This window comes from Pseudomonas sp. F007, assembly GCF_057814275.1.
The window spans coordinates 176766-198456 of sequence record NZ_JBVATA010000011.1 but is presented as its reverse complement, the minus strand read 5'-3'; the positions used below and the strand labels follow the sequence as shown (position 1 = coordinate 198456).

The 21691-nt window shown below is 60.0% G+C and carries 16 protein-coding genes; 10 read left to right on the top strand and 6 right to left on the bottom strand.

The window, feature by feature from the left end:
• Window positions 1-71: 71 nt before the first annotated feature.
• The 3 genes from ACZYR5_RS26565 to ACZYR5_RS26555 all read left to right on the top strand — a co-directional run bounded on the left by ACZYR5_RS26565 (window position 72) and on the right by ACZYR5_RS26555 (window position 3107).
• On the top strand, window positions 72-1925 hold the full coding sequence (locus tag ACZYR5_RS26565) for an Lnb N-terminal periplasmic domain-containing protein (RefSeq protein WP_489092340.1): 1854 nt from the start codon (window positions 72-74) through the stop codon (window positions 1923-1925).
• A 259-nt stretch (window positions 1926-2184) separates the two neighbouring features.
• Complete coding sequence (locus ACZYR5_RS26560) at window positions 2185-2541, top strand: hypothetical protein (RefSeq protein ID WP_489092339.1); 357 nt, start codon at window positions 2185-2187, stop codon at window positions 2539-2541.
• 71 nt (window positions 2542-2612) lie between these two features.
• Entirely contained in the window at window positions 2613-3107 is a 495-nt protein-coding gene (locus ACZYR5_RS26555; RefSeq protein ID WP_489092338.1) for a GreA/GreB family elongation factor, read from the top strand.
• Here ACZYR5_RS26555 and gdhA read toward each other — a convergent pair.
• Both gdhA and ettA read right to left on the bottom strand, forming a co-directional pair.
• Complete coding sequence (gdhA, locus tag ACZYR5_RS26550) at window positions 3104-4441, bottom strand: NADP-specific glutamate dehydrogenase (RefSeq protein ID WP_489092337.1); 1338 nt, start codon at window positions 4439-4441, stop codon at window positions 3104-3106. The genes ACZYR5_RS26555 and gdhA overlap by 4 nt on opposite strands.
• A gap of 340 nt (window positions 4442-4781) precedes the next feature.
• On the bottom strand, window positions 4782-6446 hold the full coding sequence (gene ettA / locus ACZYR5_RS26545) for an energy-dependent translational throttle protein EttA (protein ID WP_027617832.1): 1665 nt from the start codon (window positions 6444-6446) through the stop codon (window positions 4782-4784).
• 284 nt (window positions 6447-6730) lie between these two features.
• On the opposite strand from ettA, the gene ACZYR5_RS26540 reads away from it, so the two are divergent.
• The 5 genes from ACZYR5_RS26540 (at window position 6731) to ACZYR5_RS26520 (ending at window position 15251) form a co-directional block, all read left to right on the top strand.
• On the top strand, window positions 6731-10579 hold the full coding sequence (locus ACZYR5_RS26540) for a sensor domain-containing protein (protein ID WP_489092336.1): 3849 nt from the start codon (window positions 6731-6733) through the stop codon (window positions 10577-10579).
• 179 nt (window positions 10580-10758) lie between these two features.
• Window positions 10759-12012 (top strand): serine hydroxymethyltransferase, encoded by a 1254-nt coding sequence (gene glyA / locus ACZYR5_RS26535; RefSeq protein ID WP_489092335.1) that lies wholly within the window; start codon window positions 10759-10761, stop codon window positions 12010-12012.
• Window positions 12013-12463: 451 nt separating this feature from the next.
• Entirely contained in the window at window positions 12464-13777 is a 1314-nt protein-coding gene (locus ACZYR5_RS26530; protein ID WP_489092334.1) for a C4-dicarboxylate transporter DctA, read from the top strand.
• 57 nt (window positions 13778-13834) lie between these two features.
• Window positions 13835-14536 carry a FadR/GntR family transcriptional regulator gene (locus ACZYR5_RS26525; protein ID WP_489092333.1) on the top strand — a complete coding sequence of 234 codons (702 nt, stop codon included), beginning with the start codon at window positions 13835-13837 and terminating at the stop codon, window positions 14534-14536.
• Between the two features lie 25 nt (window positions 14537-14561).
• Window positions 14562-15251: a GntR family transcriptional regulator gene (locus ACZYR5_RS26520; protein WP_489092332.1), complete on the top strand. Its 690-nt coding sequence runs from the start codon at window positions 14562-14564 to the stop codon at window positions 15249-15251.
• 101 nt (window positions 15252-15352) lie between these two features.
• Here ACZYR5_RS26520 and yjiA read toward each other — a convergent pair whose 3' ends face one another.
• The 3 genes from yjiA to ACZYR5_RS26505 form a co-directional block, all read right to left on the bottom strand.
• Entirely contained in the window at window positions 15353-16324 is a 972-nt protein-coding gene (gene yjiA / locus ACZYR5_RS26515; protein ID WP_489092331.1) for a GTPase, read from the bottom strand.
• Between the two features lie 151 nt (window positions 16325-16475).
• Window positions 16476-16673: a YbdD/YjiX family protein gene (locus tag ACZYR5_RS26510; protein ID WP_007937254.1), complete on the bottom strand. Its 198-nt coding sequence runs from the start codon at window positions 16671-16673 to the stop codon at window positions 16476-16478.
• A 14-nt stretch (window positions 16674-16687) separates the two neighbouring features.
• The gene (locus ACZYR5_RS26505) at window positions 16688-18754 is read right to left on the bottom strand and encodes a carbon starvation CstA family protein (RefSeq protein ID WP_489092330.1); all 2067 of its coding nucleotides are present in this window, start codon (window positions 18752-18754) and stop codon (window positions 16688-16690) included.
• Between the two features lie 150 nt (window positions 18755-18904).
• On the opposite strand from ACZYR5_RS26505, the gene ACZYR5_RS26500 reads away from it, so the two are divergent.
• On the top strand, window positions 18905-19273 hold the full coding sequence (locus ACZYR5_RS26500) for a PilZ domain-containing protein (protein ID WP_489092329.1): 369 nt from the start codon (window positions 18905-18907) through the stop codon (window positions 19271-19273).
• A 9-nt stretch (window positions 19274-19282) separates the two neighbouring features.
• Here ACZYR5_RS26500 and radA read toward each other — a convergent pair whose 3' ends face one another.
• Entirely contained in the window at window positions 19283-20650 is a 1368-nt protein-coding gene (radA, locus tag ACZYR5_RS26495) for a DNA repair protein RadA (RefSeq protein WP_489092328.1), read from the bottom strand.
• A 581-nt stretch (window positions 20651-21231) separates the two neighbouring features.
• On the opposite strand from radA, the gene mscL reads away from it, so the two are divergent.
• Window positions 21232-21645 (top strand): large-conductance mechanosensitive channel protein MscL, encoded by a 414-nt coding sequence (mscL, locus tag ACZYR5_RS26490; protein WP_489092327.1) that lies wholly within the window; start codon window positions 21232-21234, stop codon window positions 21643-21645.
• Window positions 21646-21691 lie beyond the last annotated feature (46 nt).

Sequence of the window (21691 nt, the reverse complement as noted above, 5' to 3'; positions counted from 1 at the left end):
CACCAGGGCGGGTTTTATTTTTTTGACCCGACTGTATTCGGTCTTTATTTTTTCGACTCAAGTTGCCCACCATGCTCAAACGCCTTGCCTGTCTGGCGCTGTTTGTCTGCGCCCCGCTGTCCGCCGCGCCTCATGTCGACAACCAACGTTTGCAGCAACTGGCCAACGACCCGTTCTGGATTTCCCTGGGTCACTACGAGACCGCCAAGCTGGGCGGCTGGCGCAGCTACATCAGTGACAAAAAATTCTTCCTCGCCGCCGACGGCGCCGAACACCCTGATGCCGAACTGGCGGCCACGGTCCGGGCGTTGTATGCGCCGGCCAGTCTTGGGCAGAAGCACGCCCAATGCGTCTATCCGGCGCGCACCCGCTGGTTGCAGGCACAGCTGCAACTGGACGATCTGCCAGCGGTCGACTGCAGTGAATTCAAGCAATGGTTCAAGGACGTCTCGCCCCACAGCGCGGTGATGATTTTCCCGGCGGCCTACCTCAACAGCCCCTCGTCGATGTTCGGCCACACGCTGCTGCGGATCGATCAGGCCGATGTGCAGAGCGACAACACCGCCCTGCTCAGCTACGCGATCAACTTCGGTGCCTATATCGAAGGTTCCGACAACAGCATTCTCTACGCCTGGAAAGGCTTGATGGGCGGTTATCCCGGCCTGTTCGCGCTGGTGCCCTACCAGGAAAAGCTCTCCGAATACCGCAGCCTGGAGAACCGCGACCTGTGGGAATACCGGCTGAACCTGACGCAGGTCGAGACCGAACGCATGGTCGAGCACGTCTGGGAACTCAAGCAGATCCAGTTCGACTATTTCTTCTTCGATGAAAACTGCTCTTATCGTCTGCTGGAGCTGCTGCAAGTGGCTCGGCCAGGCCTGAAATTGACCGAGCAATTCCCGCTGACCGCGATTCCCACGGACACCGTCAAAGCCGTCAAGGACGCCGGGCTTGTCGAGAAGATTGATTACCGGCCATCCCGGGAGCGGGAGCTGTTGAGTCGCGCCGAGCCGCTGTCCGACACCGAGCAGCAGTGGGTGCTGGACATCAGCGCCGATCAGAAACAACTGCAGGCCCCCGCTTTCACGGCCCTGCCACGGGATCGCCAGGCCCTGATCATCGATGCCGCCTATCGCCTCGAGCGCTACCGGGCCAACGGCCAGGAACGCGACCCCGCGCGGGCGCAGCGCAGTTTCGAGCTATTGCGGGCAATCAATCGCAACCCCGCGCCGGAGCTGTCGATCGAACGTCCGGGACTGCCGGAAGAGGGTCATGAGTCACGCACCTGGCAAGCCGGTATCGGTACCCGCGGCGACCAGGCCTTTGGCGAGTACGGCCTGCGCATGGCTTACCACGACCTGAACGACAACGCCGAGAGTTTCCCGCTGGGTGCGCAGATTGAAATCCTGCAGATGAAGCTGCGCCAGTACGAAGGCAACCAATGGCAGTTGCAACAGCTGGACCTGGCGACCATCCGTTCCCTGACCCCGCGCAACGACCTGCTGCAACCCTGGTCGTGGCAGGTGACTGGCGGCCTCGAGCGGGTGCCGGGCAAGCACGATGACGAAACCCTGGTCAGCCATGTCAACGGCGGCGCCGGTGGTACCTGGCAACTGGGCGAAGATGTATTGGGCTTTGCCCTGGGCACGGTGCGGGTCGAGCACAACAATGATTTCGCCGAGTTCATCTCCCCCGCCGCCGGCTTCAACACCGGCGTGCTGTGGCGCAATCCGCTGGGCAACCTGAGCCTGGAAACCAAGGGCGACTACTTCACCAATGGCGAGGTGCGCCGTAGCCTGAGCCTGAATCAGCAATGGGAACTGTCGCGCAATCTAGGCCTGCGCCTGAGTGCCCAACGGGAATTCAGCCACGTCGCCTCGGCGGAAAACGAAGTGATGCTGGAGCTGAAGTGGTATCACTATTGATTACCACATCTTCCTGGTGATCACATAATCCACATCTACCGTACCCCCCTGTAGGAGCTGGCTTGCCAGCGAAAAGCGAGAACGAAAACGCGCGCTGTCAGAGTTCACGCGGCGCCCTCGGGTTTTTCGCTGGCAAGCCAGCTCCTACAAGGCGTTGAGACCCAGCATCCAACAAGTCCATCACACGCCTTTCACAAGCACCTCACAACCCCGTTCGTAAACTCCTGTCATTAACCGCAAAGCGGTTCAGGAGTCGAAGATGTGGCGCTGTATCGCGTTAATGGGTGTTTTGTTGGTGCTGGGTGGATGTCAGTCGACCCATGAAGAGCTGATTGCAAAAGGCTATCCACCGGCCTTCGCCGATGGCTTCGACGACGGTTGCAACAGCGGTCGCCAGGCAGCCGGAGCTATCAACGGGACCTTCCGCAAAGACGTTCCGCGCTACCTGCAAGATGTCCGCTACGCCGAAGGCTGGAGCGATGGATTTCGCCAATGCCAGGCCATGCGTGAAAGCCAGGACCGCGAGACCTATCAAAGCCGGCATATGGATGAGCGCGAACGCGCCTGGCAACAAGAGAAGGATCGGGACACCGCACGAGCTTTTCACTCGCAGTAGGTCGCTTTCGGATAACTCGCGAAACTAAAAGCCTGCCAACATGGCCTAAAGCCCATACCGGGAGAACCGCCATGAGCCGTGCTTTTGTCAATGAAGATAACGCCGCCGCGCAAGCCGACCAGCCGGTAGAGCGCCAGGTCAGCAGTCAGCCCAATTACGTGACGCCCGCCGGCCTGGCGCAGCTGCAGGACAAAGTCGCCGAGCTGCAACAACTGCACAGCACTCAGTCGGCCCTTGATGAGCAGGCCGACAAACAGCGCCTGGCCGATCTGGAGCGCGACCTGCGCTACTACAAGCAGCGCCTGCAAAGTGCCCAGCCCGTGCCGCCGGCCACCTCAACGAAAAAGGTGCAGATTGGCAGTTGGGTCACCTATGCCGACGAACAGAACACCGAACGCCGCGTGCAACTGGTCGGTGAAGACCAGGCCGCAGCCGCCAAAGGCTTGATCAACTGGAGTTCGCCACTGGGGCGGGCGCTGCTGGGAGCACAGCTCAATGATGAAGTGCTCTGGCAGCGACCCGCCGGCGATCAGGTGATCGAAGTGATCCGCATCGAGGCGGGTTAGACCACGCCTTGCGCCAGCATGGCGTCGGCAACTTTGACGAAGCCGGCGATGTTCGCGCCCTTGACGTAGTTGATCTTGCCGTTCTCCTCACCGTAGTGCACGCAGGCGTGGTGGATCGACTGCATGATGTTGTGCAGTTTGCTGTCGACTTCACCGGCGGTCCACAGCAGGCGCATGGCGTTCTGCGACATTTCCAGGCCACTGACCGCAACGCCACCGGCGTTCGAGGCCTTGCCCGGGGCGAACAGGATCCCGGCCTCGATGAAGATATCCACAGCCGCCAGGGTGGTCGGCATGTTGGCGCCTTCCGCCACGCAGATGCAGCCATTGCGCAGCAGGGTGCGCGCGGCCTCGGCGTCCAGTTCGTTCTGGGTTGCGCAAGGCAGCGCGATGTCACACGGCAGGTCCCATGGGCACTGGCCGGCGCGGAACTCCAGGCCAAAACGGCTGGCCAATTCGCTGATGCGGCCACGCTGGACGTTTTTCAGCTCCAGCAGCGCCTGCCATTGCTCCTCGGTGAGGCCCGCCTCGCAGTAAAGCGTGCCTTCGGAGTCGGAAAGCGAAATCACCTGGCCACCCAGGTCCATGACCTTGCGCGCTGCGTATTGCGCCACGTTGCCGGAGCCGGAGATCGCCACACGCTTGCCCTGGACCTTTTCGCCACTGCGCTTGAGCATCTCTTCAGCGAAGTAGACACAGCCAAAACCGGTGGCTTCCGGACGAATCAGGCTGCCGCCGTAGCTCATGCCCTTGCCGGTCAGCACGCTGGTGAACTGGTTGCTCAGACGCTTGTACTGACCGAACAGGAAGCCGATCTCGCGCGCGCCGACACCGATATCACCGGCTGGCACATCCACGTCGGCGCCAATGTGCCGATACAGCTCGCTCATGAAGGCCTGGCAGAAGCGCATGACTTCCGCATCGCTCTTGCCCTTCGGATCGAAGTCCGAGCCGCCCTTGCCGCCGCCCATGGGCAAGGAGGTCAGGGAGTTCTTGAAGGTCTGCTCGAAGGCGAGGAATTTCAGCACGCCGAGGTTGACCGACGGATGGAAGCGCAGGCCGCCCTTGTACGGACCGATGGCGCTGTTCATCTGGATGCGGAAACCGCGATTGACCTGCACCACGCCATGATCGTCGACCCATGAAACCCGGAACACCACGGCGCGCTCCGGCTCGCAGATGCGCTCCAGAATGCCGGAGGTCAGGTAGTGCGGATTGGCCTCAAGAAAAGGCCACAGGCTGCGCAGGACTTCTTCCACAGCCTGGTGGAATTCTGGCTGGTCAGGGTCGCGTTTTTTCAGGCGCGCAAGGAAGGATTCGACGGATTCGATCATGGAAAAGTCTCGGCAAATTTATTGTCGTTGGAGAGATTGAGCCGGACTGTAACAAACGAAAGTGGCACTGTAACAGCGCAAAATGTCGCATTAATGAAATTAAATGGTGCGCAGGATATAAATTAAGCGCTGTTTTTTGACCTTTTTGCACCAGAAAAGGGATTGCCGATCTGATTTGTGCACCATTCGGTAAACCGCTATCGCGAGCAGGCTCGCTCCTGCCAGTTGATCCCCTGTAGGAGCGAGCCTGCTCGCGAAGCATTCACTGCTGTCCCAATTTAAAACGGCCATAAAAAACGGAGCCCGAAGGCTCCGTCCTGATCAACAAACCAACCTGAAATCAGGCCAGCTTCTTGTGCCGTACCCGGTGTGGCTGGGCTGCAGCTTCGCCCAGACGTTTCTTACGGTCAGCTTCGTACTCGGTGTAGTTACCTTCGAAGAACACCGCCTGCGAGTCGTCCTCGTAAGCCAGGATGTGCGTCGCCACACGGTCCAGGAACCACCGATCGTGAGAGATCACAATGGCGGCGCCCGGGAAGTCCAGCAGGGCTTCTTCCAGGGAACGCAGGGTTTCGACGTCGAGGTCGTTGGACGGTTCGTCGAGCAGCAGGACGTTGCCGCCCTCTTTCAGGGTCAGGGCCAGGTGCAGACGACCGCGCTCACCACCGGACAGGTCCTTGACGAACTTCTGCTGATCGCCACCCTTGAAGTTGAAGCGTCCGACGTAGGTACGCGACGGGATTTCGTAGCTGCCGATGCGGATCTGGTCGGAACCGTCGGAGATTTGCTGGAAGACCGTCTTGCTGCCGTCCAGGTCTTCGCGGCTCTGATCCACACAGGCCAGTTGCACGGTTTCACCGACTTCGATGCTGCCCGAGTCCGGGGTTTCCTTGCCCATCAGCATGCGGAACAGTGTGGATTTACCCGCACCGTTACCACCAATTACGCCGACGATGGCGCCTTTGGGCATGGAGAACGACAGGTTGTCGATCAACACGCGATCGCCGTAGCCCTTGGTGACGTTCTTGAATTCGATGACCTTGTCACCCAGGCGCGGACCGGCCGGGATGTAGATCTCGTTGGTTTCGCTGCGCTTCTGGAATTCCTGCGATTGCATTTCTTCGAAGCGTTGCAGACGAGCCTTGGATTTCGACTGGCGGGCCTTGGCGCCTTTGCGCACCCACTCCAGTTCTTCCTTCATGGCTTTTTCGTGAGCCGACTGCTGCTTGGATTCAGCCGCCAGACGGTCGGACTTGGCTTCCAGCCAGCCCGAGTAGTTGCCTTCGTAAGGAATGCCCGCGCCGCGGTCGAGTTCCAGGATCCAGCCCGCAACGTTGTCGAGGAAGTAACGGTCGTGCGTGATCGCAACCACGGTGCCCGGGAAGTCGTGCAGGAAATGCTCCAGCCAGGCCACGGAATCGGCGTCCAGGTGGTTGGTTGGCTCGTCGAGCAGCAGCATGTCCGGTGCGGACAGCAGCAGGCGGCACAGAGCCACACGACGTTTCTCACCACCGGACAGGTGTTCGACCTTGGCATCCCAGGCCGGCAGGCGCAGCGCATCGGCGGCGACTTCCAGCTGGCGCTCGAGGTTGTGACCGTCGCCGGCCTGCAGGATGGCTTCGAGCTTGGCCTGTTCTGCCGCCAGCTTGTCGAAGTCGGCATCCGGTTCGGCGTAGGCCGCGTAGACCTCGTCGAGACGCGCCTGAGCGTCCTTGATCACGCTGACCGCTTCCTCGACCACTTCACGCACGGTCTTGGTCGGATCGAGAATCGGCTCCTGCGGCAGGTAGCCGATGTTCAGTTCCGGCATCGGGCGGGCTTCGCCTTCGAATTCAGTATCGACGCCGGCCATGATTTTCAGCAGCGTGGACTTGCCCGAACCGTTGAGGCCGAGGACGCCGATCTTCGCGCCAGGGAAGAACGACAACGAAATGTTTTTCAGGATTTCCCGCTTCGGCGGAACAACTTTGCCCAGCCGATGCATGGTGAAGACGTATTGAGCCAAAATGTGCACCTAGCGTCAGTAACTGTTGAAAAAAGCGGGTCAAGCCCGTGCAGGCCATGCGCGGCGCGGGCATGGACCGGGGTCGATGCCTGCTTGCATGAAAATAGCCTGAATATCTGGGGCTGGAACGCCCTGCGTAACCGGCAAAGCTACCTCAATGCGGCATACCCGTCCAGCCGCACAGGGCTGGCACTTTGCCACAACTCAAGGCATGCTAGCCGCCCTCCGGGCGTCAGGCTTATAGTGCACGTCGCGCAGGTCCAGCCCCACCGCAGGATTACAGATTGCCCAACGCCATGCCTCCATCGTCTCCGCGCGCACCGAGCCCTGCGAACGGGTCGCCCCTGCGCGGATCCCTCAAGGGCGCGCTGGCGATGCTGGTATTGCTGCTGCTTGGACTGCTGTTCTGGCAACTGCTGGATCAACTGAGCGAAACCCAGAAAAACCAGCGTCAGTACACCATCGACTACACCGCCGATCTGGCCGCCCAGGTCAGCCTGAACATGGCGTTGAACGCGCAGATTGCCCTCAATCTGCTACCGATCGTCGAACAGCCTCAGTCAACCGACCAACAGCAGGTCCTGCTGCGCAAGCTCCAGCAATCCCTGCCGGACGTCCTCAGCGTGGCGTTGCTCAGCCCCTCGGGCAAAGTGCTCGGCGACAGCGCCACCGATAGCAGCGACGCCACGTACCTGGGCGAACTGGTCCAGCGCAGTCGTGCCCAGGCGCACTATTTCAGCAACGCCAATGACGGCTCGGTCGTCCATCTATTGCTGCACCAGGCCAGCGGCAGTTCGCGGGGCTACTGGGTGCTGCGCCTGCGACCGACCTTTTTCTCGGCGCTGACCAAGCAAGCCGACATGGCCATACGCCCACTGTGGGTCGTGGAAAACCGCATTACCCAACAGATCATCAGTCGCGATGACCTGCTACCCACCGCACAGCCCGCCCGCTTGACCGTCGAGGACCAGGCCAACACCGTGCTGATCGTGCCCTTGAGCAGCAGTGACTGGCAGTTGCGCGGCCTGTTCGACCGGCAACGGGTGATCGAGCAACTATTACCTGCCTTCATTGGCAAGTGCCTGTTGGGCCTGGCGTTCTCCCTGGTGCCCTTCATCGCCTTGTTGAACATGCGCCGGCGCCAGCGCCAGTTGCTGGAGGGTCGCCGACGCTATCAGGACATCTTCGACGGCACCGGCGTGGCGCTGTGCGTGATGGATCTCTCGGGGCTCAAGACAGCCTTCGAAAAAGCCCGGTTGCAGAGCACCGAACAATTACGCGCCTACCTGGACAATACCGGGCAACGCCAGCAATTGCTGCAGGAACTGCGCATCACCGAGGTCAATCAGGTGGCCCTGCAACTGCTCGGCGTCCAGGCCAGCGAGCACGCCTGGACCCTGCTGATCGAAGGTCGCATGCTGGACAACAACGGCATCGGCAATCTGTTGCTGGAGGCCGTGCTCAACCAACAGAACACCCTGGAACTGGAGATCAAGCTCAAGGACCGCGAGGGCCGCGACCAACACCTGTGGCTGGTGGTACGCCTGCCTCAGGAGCAGCATGACTATCGCGCGGTGATCCTGAGCATCAACGACATCACCAGCCGCAAACTGGTCGAGTTGTCGCTGCTGGAGCGTGAAGGTTTCTGGTCCGATGTGGTGCGTACGGTGCCCGATCACCTGTACGTCCAGGACGTGATCAGCCAGCGGATGATTTTCAGCAACCATCACCTGGGCCAGACACTCGGCTACAACAAGACCGAACTGCACCAGATGGGCGAGTACTTCTGGGAAATTCTCCTGCACCCCGAAGACGCCGAGCTTTACCACCGCATGCGCCAGCAACAACGCCAGTCTGGCTACCGACAATTGATGCAGTGCCCGCTGCGCTTTCGTCATCGTGATGGCAACTGGCGCTGCTTCGACATCCGCGAGCAGGCCCTGGCGCGCGACCCGCAGGAACAGGTCACGCGGATCATTGGCGTGGCCAAGGACGTCACCGACCAGATCGCTGCCAGCGAATCCCTGCGCGACAGCGAGCAACGCTACCGGATGCTCGCCGAAAGCATCAGCGACGTGATCATCTCCACCAACAGCACCCTCTCGCTGAACTACGTCAGCCCTTCGGCCGAGGCGGTGCTGGGCTATGACGCCGAGTGGATTTTCCGCAATGGCTGGCAGTCGATCGTCGCCAACCCGCAACAACTGACCGGCATCTATAGCCTGATGGACCGGGTCAGCAAGGCCCTCAACAAACCCGAGCAACTGGCGCAACTGCGCAGCCAGGTGCAGACCCAGCTATTCCTCTTCGACTGCTTGCGCGCCGACGGCCGCAAGATCCCCATCGAACTGCGCCTGGTGCTGGTCTGGGACGATGCCGGCATCTTCGAAGGCGTGCTCGGGGTCGGTCGCGACATCAGCCAGCAACGGCGTGCCGAAAAAGACCTGCGCATGGCGGCCACGGTATTCGAACACTCGACGTCGGCGATCCTCATCACCGACCCCGCCGGCTATATCGTGCAGGCCAACGAAGCCTTCAGTCGTGTCAGTGGCTATGCCGTGTCCGAGGTCCTCGACCAGTTGCCGAACATGCTGACCGTCGACGAACAACAGGAAGCCCACCTGCGCTACGTGCTCAAGCAACTGCACCAGCACAACACCTGGGAAGGCGAAGTCTGGCTCAAGCGCCGCAGCGGCGAGCATTACCCGGCATGGGTCGGCATCACCGCCGTGCTCGACGACGAAGGCGACCTCGCCAGCTACGTGTGTTTCTTCAGCGACATCAGTGAGCGCAAGGCCAGTGAGCAGCGGATTCACCGCCTTGCCTACTACGACGCCCTGACCCACCTGCCCAACCGGACCCTGTTCCAGGACCGCCTGCACACTGCCCTGCAGACCGCGCAACGGCATAAGTCCTGGGTGGTGCTGATGTTCCTCGACCTCGATCGCTTCAAGCCGATCAACGACTCCCTGGGACACGCCGCCGGCGATCGCATGCTCAAGGATATGGCCACTCGCCTGCTGGGCTGTGTCAACGACGATGATACGGTGGCCCGCATGGGCGGCGACGAGTTCACCTTGCTCCTGCAACCACGGGCCACACGCGAGCAGGCACTGAACCAGGCGATCAATGTCGCCGAGCAGATTCTCGCCAGCCTGGTCAAACCGTTCGTCCTCGAAGGCCGGGAATTCTTCGTCACCGCCAGTATCGGTATCGCCCTGAGTCCGCAGGACGGCAATGAACTGAGTCAGTTGATGAAAAACGCCGACACGGCGATGTACCACGCCAAGGAACGCGGCAAGAACAACTTCCAGTTCTACCAGGCCGACATGAACGCCAGCGCCCTGGAACGCCTGGAGCTGGAAAGCGACCTTCGCCATGCCCTCGAACAGAATGAGTTCGTGCTGTTCTACCAACCGCAATTCAGCGGCGACGGCAAACGCCTGACCGGCGCCGAGGCCTTGCTGCGTTGGCGCCACCCACGGCGTGGCCTGGTGCCGCCGGGGGATTTCATTCCGGTGCTAGAGGAGTTGGGGCTGGTGGTGGATGTCGGCGACTGGGTCATCAGCGAAGCCTGCCGCCAACTAAAGAGCTGGCACCAGAGCGGGGTTCGCGTACCGAAAGTCTCGGTCAATATCTCGACCCGGCAATTCTCCGATGGTCAGCTCGGCACCCGCATCGCCAATATTCTCAGAGACACCGGCCTGCCGCCGGCTTGCCTCGAGCTGGAATTGACCGAAAGCATCCTGATGCGCGAAGTCAGCGAAGCCATGCAGATCCTCGCCGGCCTGAAAAACCTCGGCCTGAGCATTGCCGTCGACGACTTCGGTACCGGTTATTCCTCGCTCAACTACCTCAAGCAATTCCCGATCGACGTGCTGAAAATCGACCGCACCTTCGTCGACGGTCTGCCGTCCGGCGAGCAGGACGCGCAAATTGCCCGGGCGATCATTGCCATGGCCCACAGCCTGAACCTGGCGGTAATCGCCGAAGGCGTCGAGACCCATGAGCAACTGGAGTTCCTGCGTGAACACGATTGCGATGAGGTACAGGGGTATCTGTTCGGACGGCCGATGCCGGCGGCACGCTTCGAAGCGCAATTCAGCAATGATGCGCTCTTCGTTTTCGAGTAAGCGGTGCTGATTGCCCCCTGTTGGAGCGGGCTTGCCCGCGATGACGACAGCACAATCACCGCTGATCCCGGCATGAACGCCACTTGTCTGCGACATGATGTCCTTTCATATGCCAGACAAAAGCCATTGAGTTAGAATGCCTGCCTTTTCCGCCCCACCCCCGATCCTTGAGGACCGCCATGTTCAGCCGTGATTTGACTATTGCCAAGTACGACGCCGACCTTTTTGCCGCCATGGAGCAAGAAGCTCAGCGCCAGGAAGAACACATCGAGTTGATCGCTTCGGAAAACTACACCAGCCCAGCGGTCATGGAAGCTCAGGGTTCGGTTCTTACCAACAAGTACGCCGAAGGCTACCCGGGCAAGCGCTACTACGGTGGTTGCGAGTACGTCGACGTTGTTGAGCAGCTTGCAATTGATCGTGCAAAAGAGCTGTTCGGCGCCGATTACGCCAACGTTCAGCCACACGCGGGCTCCCAGGCCAACGCGGCGGTCTACCTGGCCCTGCTGTCGGCCGGCGACACCATCCTGGGCATGAGCCTGGCCCACGGCGGTCACCTGACCCACGGCGCCAGCGTTTCGTCCTCGGGCAAGCTGTACAACGCCATCCAGTACGGCATCGACGGCAACGGCCTGATCGACTACGACGAAGTCGAGCGCCTGGCGGTCGAGCACAAACCAAAAATGATCGTCGCCGGTTTCTCTGCCTACTCGCAGATCCTCGACTTCCCACGTTTCCGTGAAATCGCCGACAAGGTAGGCGCCTACCTGTTCGTCGACATGGCTCACGTGGCCGGCCTGGTTGCTGCGGGCGTCTACCCGAACCCGGTGCCATTCGCTGACGTCGTGACCACCACCACCCACAAGACCCTGCGCGGTCCACGTGGTGGCCTGATCCTGGCCAAAGCCAACGCCGACATCGAGAAGAAGCTGAACTCCGCCGTATTCCCAGGCGCCCAGGGCGGCCCGCTGGAGCACGTGATCGCCGCCAAGGCCATCTGCTTCAAGGAAGCGCTGCAGCCTGAGTTCAAGGCCTACCAGCAACAAGTGGTGAAAAACGCCCAGGCCATGGCCGGCGTGTTCATCGAGCGCGGTTTCGACGTGGTTTCCGGCGGTACTGAAAACCACCTGTTCCTGCTGTCGCTGATCAAGCAGGAAATCTCCGGTAAAGACGCCGACGCCGCTCTGGGCAAAGCGTTCATCACCGTGAACAAGAACTCCGTGCCAAACGACCCACGCTCCCCATTCGTCACCTCCGGCCTGCGCTTCGGCACTCCGGCTGTGACCACTCGTGGCTTCAAGGAAGCAGAGTGCAAGGAACTGGCTGGCTGGATCTGCGACATCCTGGCTGACCTGAACAACGAAGCGGTGATCGATGCCGTTCGTGAGAAGGTCAAGGCCATCTGCAAGAAGCTGCCGGTATACGGCGCTTAATCAGCCCGCTAAAACCGCAGTCAAAAAAACCGGCACCCGTGCCGGTTTTTTTATGCTCGCTATTCTCGATAAGAAATCGAACATCGCTCAATCACAACGCGTACCCTGCGAACGCCACTTCTAGCAACACCTGCGCGCCATTTCACTTGAATCGGCAAATAGCGTTCGTACTTCATAGATCAGTCGTGCGGGCTCTAAAACTGATGGCCTGCTCAGCCCCTCCTCGAATCGCACATCCAAATTTTTCATGCGCCGCAATCGCTCAAGATCGGGCACCACCGCCCAACTGGTCAGACCGGTCATGCCAATTTCGCATTTTTCACTTGCAGCGACCCAAAAGCAACGCCTAGACTGAGCCCGCACTGGACATACCGGTAAGACCACAATAATTAAGTCCTCAATCTGATGTGCCCCGCACACAGCAGCCAGGACACCGACCAGGATTCCTCCCATGCTCAGATGGTGCTCGCGTTCAATCTTCCTCCAAGTGGTCCTCGGACTGGTGCTCGGCATCGTCTGCGGGCTGACCCTTCCTGAATACTCCGCTCAGCTCAAACCGCTTGGTGACGGTTTTATCAAGCTGATCAAGATGCTCATCGGCCTGATTGTATTTTGCGTCGTGGTCAGCGGCATCAGCGGTGCCGGCGACCTGAAGAAGGTTGGCCGTATCGGCCTCAAATCGGTGATCTACTTCGAAGTGCTGACCACCATCGCCCTGGTCATCGGCCTGGTGTTCGCCTTCAGCACCGGGATCGGCAGCGGTGCGAACATTCACCTGGAGCAGCTTTCCGCAGCTGACATGGGCGACATTGCCCAGCGTGGTCAGCACATGCATTCCACCACACAGTTCCTGATGGACCTGATTCCAACGTCGGTGATCGGTGCCTTTGCAGACAACAACATCCTGCAGGTCCTGCTGTTCTCCGTGCTGTTCGGCAGCGCGCTGAATCTGGTGGGCGAAGCGGCGTCGGGCATTTCGCGATTGATCAATGAATTGAGCCATGTGATTTTCCGTATCATGGGCATGATCGTGCGCCTTGCACCTATCGGTGTATTCGGCGCAATCGCTTTCACCACCAGCAAATATGGCCTGGATTCGCTGCAGCACCTGGGCAGCCTGGTCGGCCTTTTTTACCTGACCTGCATCGCCTTCGTGACCCTTATTCTCGGCCTGGTGATGCGCCTGTCCGGCCTGAAAATCTGGCCGTTGCTCAAATACCTGCGCGAGGAACTGCTGATCGTCCTGGGTACCGCGTCGTCCGATGCCGTGCTGCCGCAAATCATGCGCAAGCTTGAACATCTGGGCATCGGCAGCTCGACGGTCGGGCTGGTCATTCCTACCGGGTACTCGTTCAACCTCGACGGTTTTTCGATTTACCTGACCCTGGCCATCGTGTTCATCGCCAATGCCACCGGCACGCCGTTGGCAATGACCGATCTGCTGACGATTCTTCTGGTGTCGTTGATCACCTCCAAGGGCGCGCATGGTATTCCGGGCTCGGCGCTGGTGATTCTGGCGGCCACTCTGACAGCCATCCCGGCGATTCCAGTGGTAGGTCTGGTACTGGTGCTGGCCGTGGACTGGTTCATGGGCATCGGTCGAGCGCTGACCAACCTGATCGGCAATTGCGTCGCGACTGTCGCCATCGCCCGCTGGGAAAGAGACATTGATATCCAGAGGGCGAACAAGGTGCTTTCCGGGCAGATGGGTTATACCTTCCAGCCGAGAAAACCGGTCGTGCCGGCGCATCAGAAGGAATTTTGAATCATGTGGGAGTCCGCCGGAGGGTGGGCTCCCCTGCCTTTAACCATGGAGCAAGCCGTGATCAGCACCTCAACCGTCGTCAATTCAGTCGTAGAAAAACTTCGGGCCGCTTTGGCCCGAGGTCAGTGGCGCTCCGGCGAAATGCTGCCGGGGCAACGTGAACTGGCCGAACAATTGGGTATCAGCCGTCCGAGCTTGCGTGAGGCAGTCATTGTGCTGGAAACCCTCGGCCTGGTGCGTTCGATGCCGGGCAAAGGCGTGGTGGTGCTCGATGCCAATCTCGCCGACAGTCCTCAAGAAAGCCCTGTGGCCGCAGCGAGCCTGGAAGATGTACTGCAGCTGCGCTACACCCTTGAGCCGTTCATCGTTGGCCTGGTCACGCAATCCATCAGCAGCAAGGAAATCGGGCAACTGCGCCTGACCCTGATGGACATGCGCGAAGCCCTGGACGCCAACGACAGTGAGGCTGGCGTGAATGCCTACATCGCTTTCCACGAAGAACTGTTCGCACTGACATCCAACCCAATCTTCCAGAGCGTGGTTCAGCAAACCAGCAACGCCCTCAAGCAAAGTGCCGACGTACTGCGCAACTCCCCGGAGCACCTGGCTGAACGCCTTGAAGAAAACGAAGCGGTGGTGCGGGCGATCCGCAGCAAGAACAGCGCCCAGGCCAGTGCGCAGATGCGTCGGCACATTTTGCGAGAAGGCCAACGCATGGGCATCGAATTGAATATTCCGGAAGACAACGTCGGCAGTTGAAACCTCTTCGACCTGGAGATTGGCCATGAACAGCTTCGCCTCGCCACAAACGCCGACTACCCTCCCCATCCGTCCTTCGGTGGATGATCTGTATTCGCAGGTCCTGGACGCCATTTTTGAACAACGCATCCATTCGGCCAGTCGCTTTACCGAAGAAAGCCTGGCGCAGATGTTCGGTGCAAGGCGCAGTGACATGCGTGAAGTACTGACGCGCCTGTCCCATCACCGGCTCATCATTCTTCGCGCCAATCATCGTCCCCGCGTCGCCGAACTGGATGTCGAGCAGACCCGGCAGATACTGCATGCCCGGCGTCTGGCCGAGATCATGCTGGTGCGGCTGGCCTGTCAGCGACGCAGCGCGCAAGACGTGAAGCACTTGCGGACACTGGTCGAAAACGAGCGTCAGTGCACCCAGCGCGGCCGGGAAATTCGTATGGCGGGAGAGTTTCATTTGCAGTTGGCACAAATGGCGGGAAATGCACCATTGGCGCATTTTCTTGTGAGCCTTGTGGCACTGACATCGCTGGCGGTTGCGCAGTTTGATCTGCAGCAGAAGGATTATTGCCTGGAGCAAGTGCACATGGAAATCCTGGATGCACTGGAGCGCAGAGACGCCGCAAACGCGCAAGCCGCACTCAACCGACACCTGGACTCTCTGGAAGAGGTGTTACTAAGCCCTGCCTCTGCACTGGGTCAAACCTGTGCCGCGGGTTAGACCGCGTTCCGCGACAGGCTCGTCACCACAGGCAACTGCACTTCAAAGGTGGCCCGAGCCTGTTCGCGATAGCGGCTTGAGGCTCGCCGCACTTGCTCACTTCAATCCGCCGCCACCTGCGCAAAACCCTCGCGAATCCTCGCCTCCGGCAAGTCATCGGCAATGAACACGATCACGCTTTCCCGCGATTCGTCTTCGGCCCACTCGGTATCCCAGTCGAAGCCATACAACTTCAGAACCCCCTGAAACACCAGGCGCCGCGGTTCGCCGATGATGTTCAGCACGCCCTTGTAGCGCAGCAATTGCTTGCCGTGCTCCTCCAGCAGCTCGTTCATGAACTCGCTGAGCTTGTCGATATCCAGCGCCTTGTCGCTGCGCAGCACCAGGCTGCTGATGCGATCGATGGACGGGGCTGTGCTCACCGGCCGCAGACTGACCCCACCACCGAGGTCGGCATTGAGGTTGAAGCCGCGCACATCCAGCAATTCAGCCAGGTCGATCCGACCATGTTCGACCACACGAATCGGCGCACGCCGGTTGATCCGGGTCAGGCGCTCACTCAGCGCCGTGAAGCTCGCCTCATCCACCAGGTCGCGCTTGCTGACCAACAGGCGATCGGCAAAGCCGACCTGCGCCTGGGCGATGGTCTGGCTCAGGTGTACGTCAGCGTGGGCGGCGTCGACCAGGGTGATGATGCCGTCGAGCAGGTAGCGCTCGCGCAACTCTTCATCAATGAAAAAGGTCTGTGCCACCGGCGCCGGGTCGGCCAGGCCCGTGCATTCGATCACCAGGCGGTCGAAGGCGATTTCACCGCTGTCCAGGCGCTCCAGCAGCAGATACAGGGCCTTGGTCAGGTCGGTATGGATGGTGCAGCAGACGCAGCCATTGGACAGCGTCATGACCTGGACCGGTTCGTCGCCCAGCAATTGGGTATCGATACCGGCGTCACTGAATTCGTTTTCGATCACGGCGATTTTCAGCCCGTGCTCGGCCTTGAGCAAATGGCGCAACAGCGTGGTCTTGCCGGCGCCAAGGAAGCCGCTGAGGATGGTGACAGGTAGGGGAGAAGACAAAACACGATCTCCTGAAAGAAACACAAAAAAATGTGGGAGCCAGCCTGCTGGCGATGACGGTCAATCAGTCGACATTGCTGTTGATTGATACACCGCTATCGCGAGCAGGCTCGCTCCCACAGGGGGATTGCATCAGCCCCTGGCCGTCAGCTCAACAGCACTTGGGCCCACCCTTGCCGCCGTATCGAGCCTCCTGGCGTTCACGAAAGAACGCCTCGTAGCTCATCACCGGCTTGTCCGGGTGCTTGGTCTGCATATGCTCGACGTAGTTGTCGTAGTCGGGCATGCCGACCATCAGGCGTGCAGCCTGACCGAGGTACTTACCGAGGCGACTGAGGTCATTGAACACGCTGCAATCCTCTATTACGCATCCGGCAGTGCCTGGTAGGGCGATTCTTTATCCGTGCGCTCTTTGCTGCCCCAGGCGGAAATACCGACCTTGAGCGCGAAGTACAGGATGCTGAAGACCACAAACAGGAACAGCGCGGTCAGCGTGGCGTTGGTGTAGGCGTTGAAGATCACGTGTTGCATCTGCGTGATGTCCTTGGCCGGCGCGAGGATCTGACCATTGGCCAGGGCGTCGCTGTATTTCTTCGCCAGCGACAGGAAGCCGATCGCCGGGTTGGCGTCGAACAGCTTGATGAAGCCTGCGGTGGTGGTGCAGATCAGCAGCCATACGGCCGGCACCAGGGTGACCCAGATGTAGCGCTGGCGCTTCATTTTGATCAGGACCACGGTGGCGAGCATCAGCGCGATACCGGCGAGCATCTGGTTGGAGATGCCGAACAGCGGCCACAAGGTGTTGATACCACCCAGCGGATCGATCACGCCCTGATACAGCAACCAGCCCCACATGGCCACGCAACCGGCGGTTGCGATCAGGTTGGCAGTCCACGATTCGGTGCGCTTGAGTGCTGGCACGAACGAGCCCAGCAGATCCTGCAGCATGAAACGACCGGCACGGGTACCGGCGTCGACCGCGGTCAGGATGAACAGCGCCTCGAACAGGATTGCGAAGTGGTACCAGAACGCCATGGTGTTTTCACCCGGCAGGACACTGTGCAGGATCTGCGCGATACCCACCGCCAGGGTCGGAGCACCACCGGCACGCGCCAGGATGGTGGTCTCGCCGATGTCGTGGGCCACCGCCTGCAACGCTTCAGGGGTAATTGCAAAACCCCAGCTGCTGACGGTCTGCGCCACCGACACCACGTCGCTGCCAACCACAGCAGCAGGGCTGTTCATGGCGAAATACACGCCTGGCTCGATCACCGACGCGGCGACCATTGCCATGATGGCCACGAACGACTCCATCAGCATGCCGCCGTAACCGATGTAGCGGGCGTTGGTTTCGTTATCCAGCAGTTTCGGCGTGGTACCGGAGGAGATCAGCGCGTGGAAACCAGAGACCGCGCCGCAGGCAATGGTAATGAACAGGAACGGGAACAGGCCGCCTTTCCAGACTGGGCCGGTGCCATCGATGAACTGCGTCAGGGCCGGCATTTTCAGCTCTGGCATGGTCACCAGAATGCCGATGGCCAGCGCGATGATCGTACCGATCTTGAGGAAGGTCGACAGGTAGTCACGCGGCGCCAGGATCAGCCAGACCGGCAGCACGGCAGCCACGAAGCCGTAGCCGATCAACATCCAGGTGATCTGGATCCCGGTGAAGGTAAATGCCTTGGCCCAGACCGGATCGGCGGCAATCTGCCCGCCCAGCCAGATGGAGCCGAGCAGCAGCAACACGCCAATGACCGAGATTTCGCCAATGCGACCCGGACGGATGTAGCGCATGTAAATGCCCATGAACATCGCGATCGGGATGGTCGCCATCACCGTGAAGATACCCCACGGGCTTTCGGCCAGGGCCTTGACCACGATCAGCGCCAGCACCGCGAGGATGATGATCATGATCAGGAAGCAGCCAAACAGCGCGATGGTCCCGGGGATACGGCCCATTTCCTCACGGACCATGTCGCCCAGGGAGCGGCCGTTGCGCCGGGTGGACAGGAACAGGACCATGAAGTCCTGGACCGCACCCGCGAGCACCACGCCGGCAATCAGCCACAAGGTGCCGGGCAAATAGCCCATCTGCGCTGCCAGCACAGGCCCGACCAGCGGACCCGCACCCGCGATCGCCGCGAAGTGGTGACCGAACAGAATGTGTTTGTTGGTCGGCACATAGTCCAGACCATCGTTGTTGAGCACTGCGGGGGTGGCCCGCCGTGGGTCGAGTTGCATCACGTTGTTGGCGATGAACAGACTGTAGTAACGATAGGCGACCAGATAGATGGCCACTGCCGCTACCACAATCCACAAGGCGTTGATCGCCTCGCCCCGCCGCAACGCTACTACTCCGAGGGCGCACGCCCCGACGATTGCCAGCACCAGCCAGGGTAGGTGGCGGAGCAGGCTATTATTATTTTTCATTATTTTGTATTCCAGCCAGGTGGACTTGGGAAAAAGCCACCCCGAGTTTAGCGCCGATTACGGCAAAGACCATACCCGACATTGGTCTAGAGCCTCGCGCTGGCTGCCAGCGTGGGTCTATAGTCAGCCCAATCGCAGAGGAACAGCAGCATGAGCCCCCACTCCGGTAATCGCCGTCGCTTCAGAAGAATTGGTTTCGATGCCAGGACCGAGCTCAGCCAGGGCAACCAGCGCTGGCCGGTCAAACTGATCGACCTGTCGCTCAAGGGCTTGCTGGTCGAGTGCCCGGCAGCCTGGGTGGGTGACCGGACGAAAATGTTCTCGGTGGATATCCATCTGGCTCCCCATACCGAGATTCGCATGGATGTCCAACTGACCCATGAAGAGCAGGGTCAGTTGGGTTTCGTCTGTCGCTACATCAGCCTGGAGTCCATCAGCACGCTGCGCCGCCTGATGGAGCTCAACCTTGGCGATCAAGAAGAGCTGGAACGCGAACTGGGGGCTTTGATCGAAACCTGACGGCGCGGCCTATTCGAACAGCGCATCGAGCGCCTGCTCCAGACGGCTGACGGCAATGATCCGTAGCCCCGCAGGTGCCTCCTTGGGCGCGTTGCCCTTGGGCACGATGGCGCGCTTGAAGCCATGCTTTGCCGCTTCCTTCAAACGCTCCTGGCCGCTGGGCACCGGACGCACTTCACCGGACAAGCCGACTTCGCCAAACACCAGCAGGTCATGGGGCAACGGCCGGTTGCGCAGGCTAGACATAACCGCGGCCATCAGCGCCAGATCGGAAGCCGTCTCCAGCACCTTGACCCCACCCACCACATTGAGGAAAACATCCTGGTCGTGGGTCGGAATCCCGCCGTGGCGATGCAAGACCGCCAGGAGCATGGCCAGTCGATTCTGATCCAGGCCCAGAGTCACTCGCCGCGGATTGGACAAATGGCTGTCGTCCACAAGGGCCTGGACCTCGACCAGCATCGGACGGGTACCTTCCCAGGTGGCCATGACCACGCTGCCCGGTACTTCTTCCTGGGCACGGGTCAGGAAAATCGCCGAAGGGTTGGAGACTTCTTTCAGGCCCTTGTCGGTCATGCCGAAGACGCCCAGCTCATTCACCGCACCGAAACGGTTCTTCACCGCCCGCAACAAACGTAGGCGACCATCGGACTCGCCTTCGAAATACAGCACGGTATCGACCATGTGTTCCAGCACTCGCGGCCCGGCCAGTGCACCTTCCTTGGTCACGTGGCCGACCAGGAAAATCGCCGTGCCACTCTGCTTCGCGTAGCGCACCAGCAACGCCGCACTTTCGCGAACCTGGGACACGCCACCCGGCGCCGACTGCAACTGCTCGGTGAAAATGGTCTGGATCGAGTCGATCACCATCACCTTGGGCTTCTCCACCCGAGCGGTGGCGATGATGGTTTCGATGCAGGTTTCGGTCATCACCCGCAACTGATCCTGGGGCAATCCCAGGCGCCGGGCGCGCATGGCGACCTGTTGCTGGGATTCCTCGCCCGTGACGTAAAGCGCCGGCATGCGAATCGCAAGGTTGCACAGGGTTTGTAGAAGAATGGTCGACTTGCCGATGCCCGGGTCACCGCCGATCAGCACCACCGAGCCATCGACCAGACCGCCGCCAAGCACGCGGTCGAGTTCGCCGGACGCGGTGGAAAAGCGCGGAATCTCTTCGACGCTGACCTCCGCCAGGGTCTTGATCTGAGCTTGCTGCCCGGCCCAACCGGTACGCCCGCTGGGCGCGGCTGCGCCACCACTTTCCACCATGGTTTCGGTGAGGGTGTTCCAGGCCCCGCACTCACCACATTGGCCAGCCCATTTGGGAAAGGTCGAGCCGCACTCGGTGCAGCCGTACATGCGCTTTGCCTTGGCCATCTGAACTCCCGGAAAAAACCGCGATGATAACTCAGCTAGAACGATTCGGCTGATCAGGCTCGATGGCACTCTTGGCTTGATATGTCATTCAACATTTACAGGCATGGCGACCCGTCAACAATCGCCTCTCGACACGACCCGCGCATTACTTGTAGGACAATCGCAACAAATAACTTATCTCATTAGCTGATTAATATTTCACAGCCTGAAAATATATCCACTGCCGAGCTCAATGCTCCAGATACCTCAAAACTTGTACAACACTTAAAACTTAAAACAATTGTTTGTATAACGCAGAATCCAAAACGCCATCACTTCATAAAATAAAGTTCACACACCTTCGGCTCAGGTCGCCTCGCTTATTGCTTAACACTTAATGATGGAAACCCGGCGAGCCTGGTGAGCTGACCCAAAAGTCCACTTCTATTGCCGTCACCCTTGGCGATCAATTGATGGCGTTTCATAAACTTTTTGCCATCATCCAGGTCGATAGGGGGCAGCGTAAGCGCTTGAGGCAAGCAAGACCCGGGTTGCTGAATTACACTGCCTTCACCAACCTCATCTGTAACAAGGAATAACCTATGGGCGTGATAAGTGAGTTCAAGGCCTTCGCGGTCAAAGGGAATGTGGTCGACATGGCCGTGGGTATCATCATCGGCGCGGCGTTCGGCAAGATCGTCACTTCGTTTGTCGGTGACGTGATCATGCCGCCTATCGGCCTGCTGATCGGTGGTGTGGACTTTGGGGACCTGGCCGTCACCCTCAAGGCGGCGCAGGGCGATGTCCCGGCCGTGGTACTGGCCTATGGCAAATTTATCCAGAGCATCATCGACTTCGTGATCGTGGCCTTTGCCATCTTCATGGGCGTCAAGGCCATCAACCGCTTGAAGCGTGAAGAGGCCGTAGCACCGAGCCTGCCGCCTGTTCCGACCAAGGAAGAAGAGTTGCTGGGTGAGATCCGTGACTTGCTCAAGGCCCAGAACAACAAGCCCTGAGACGCTGTGACGCAATGCAAGACGGCGCCCGCGGGCGCCGTCTTGC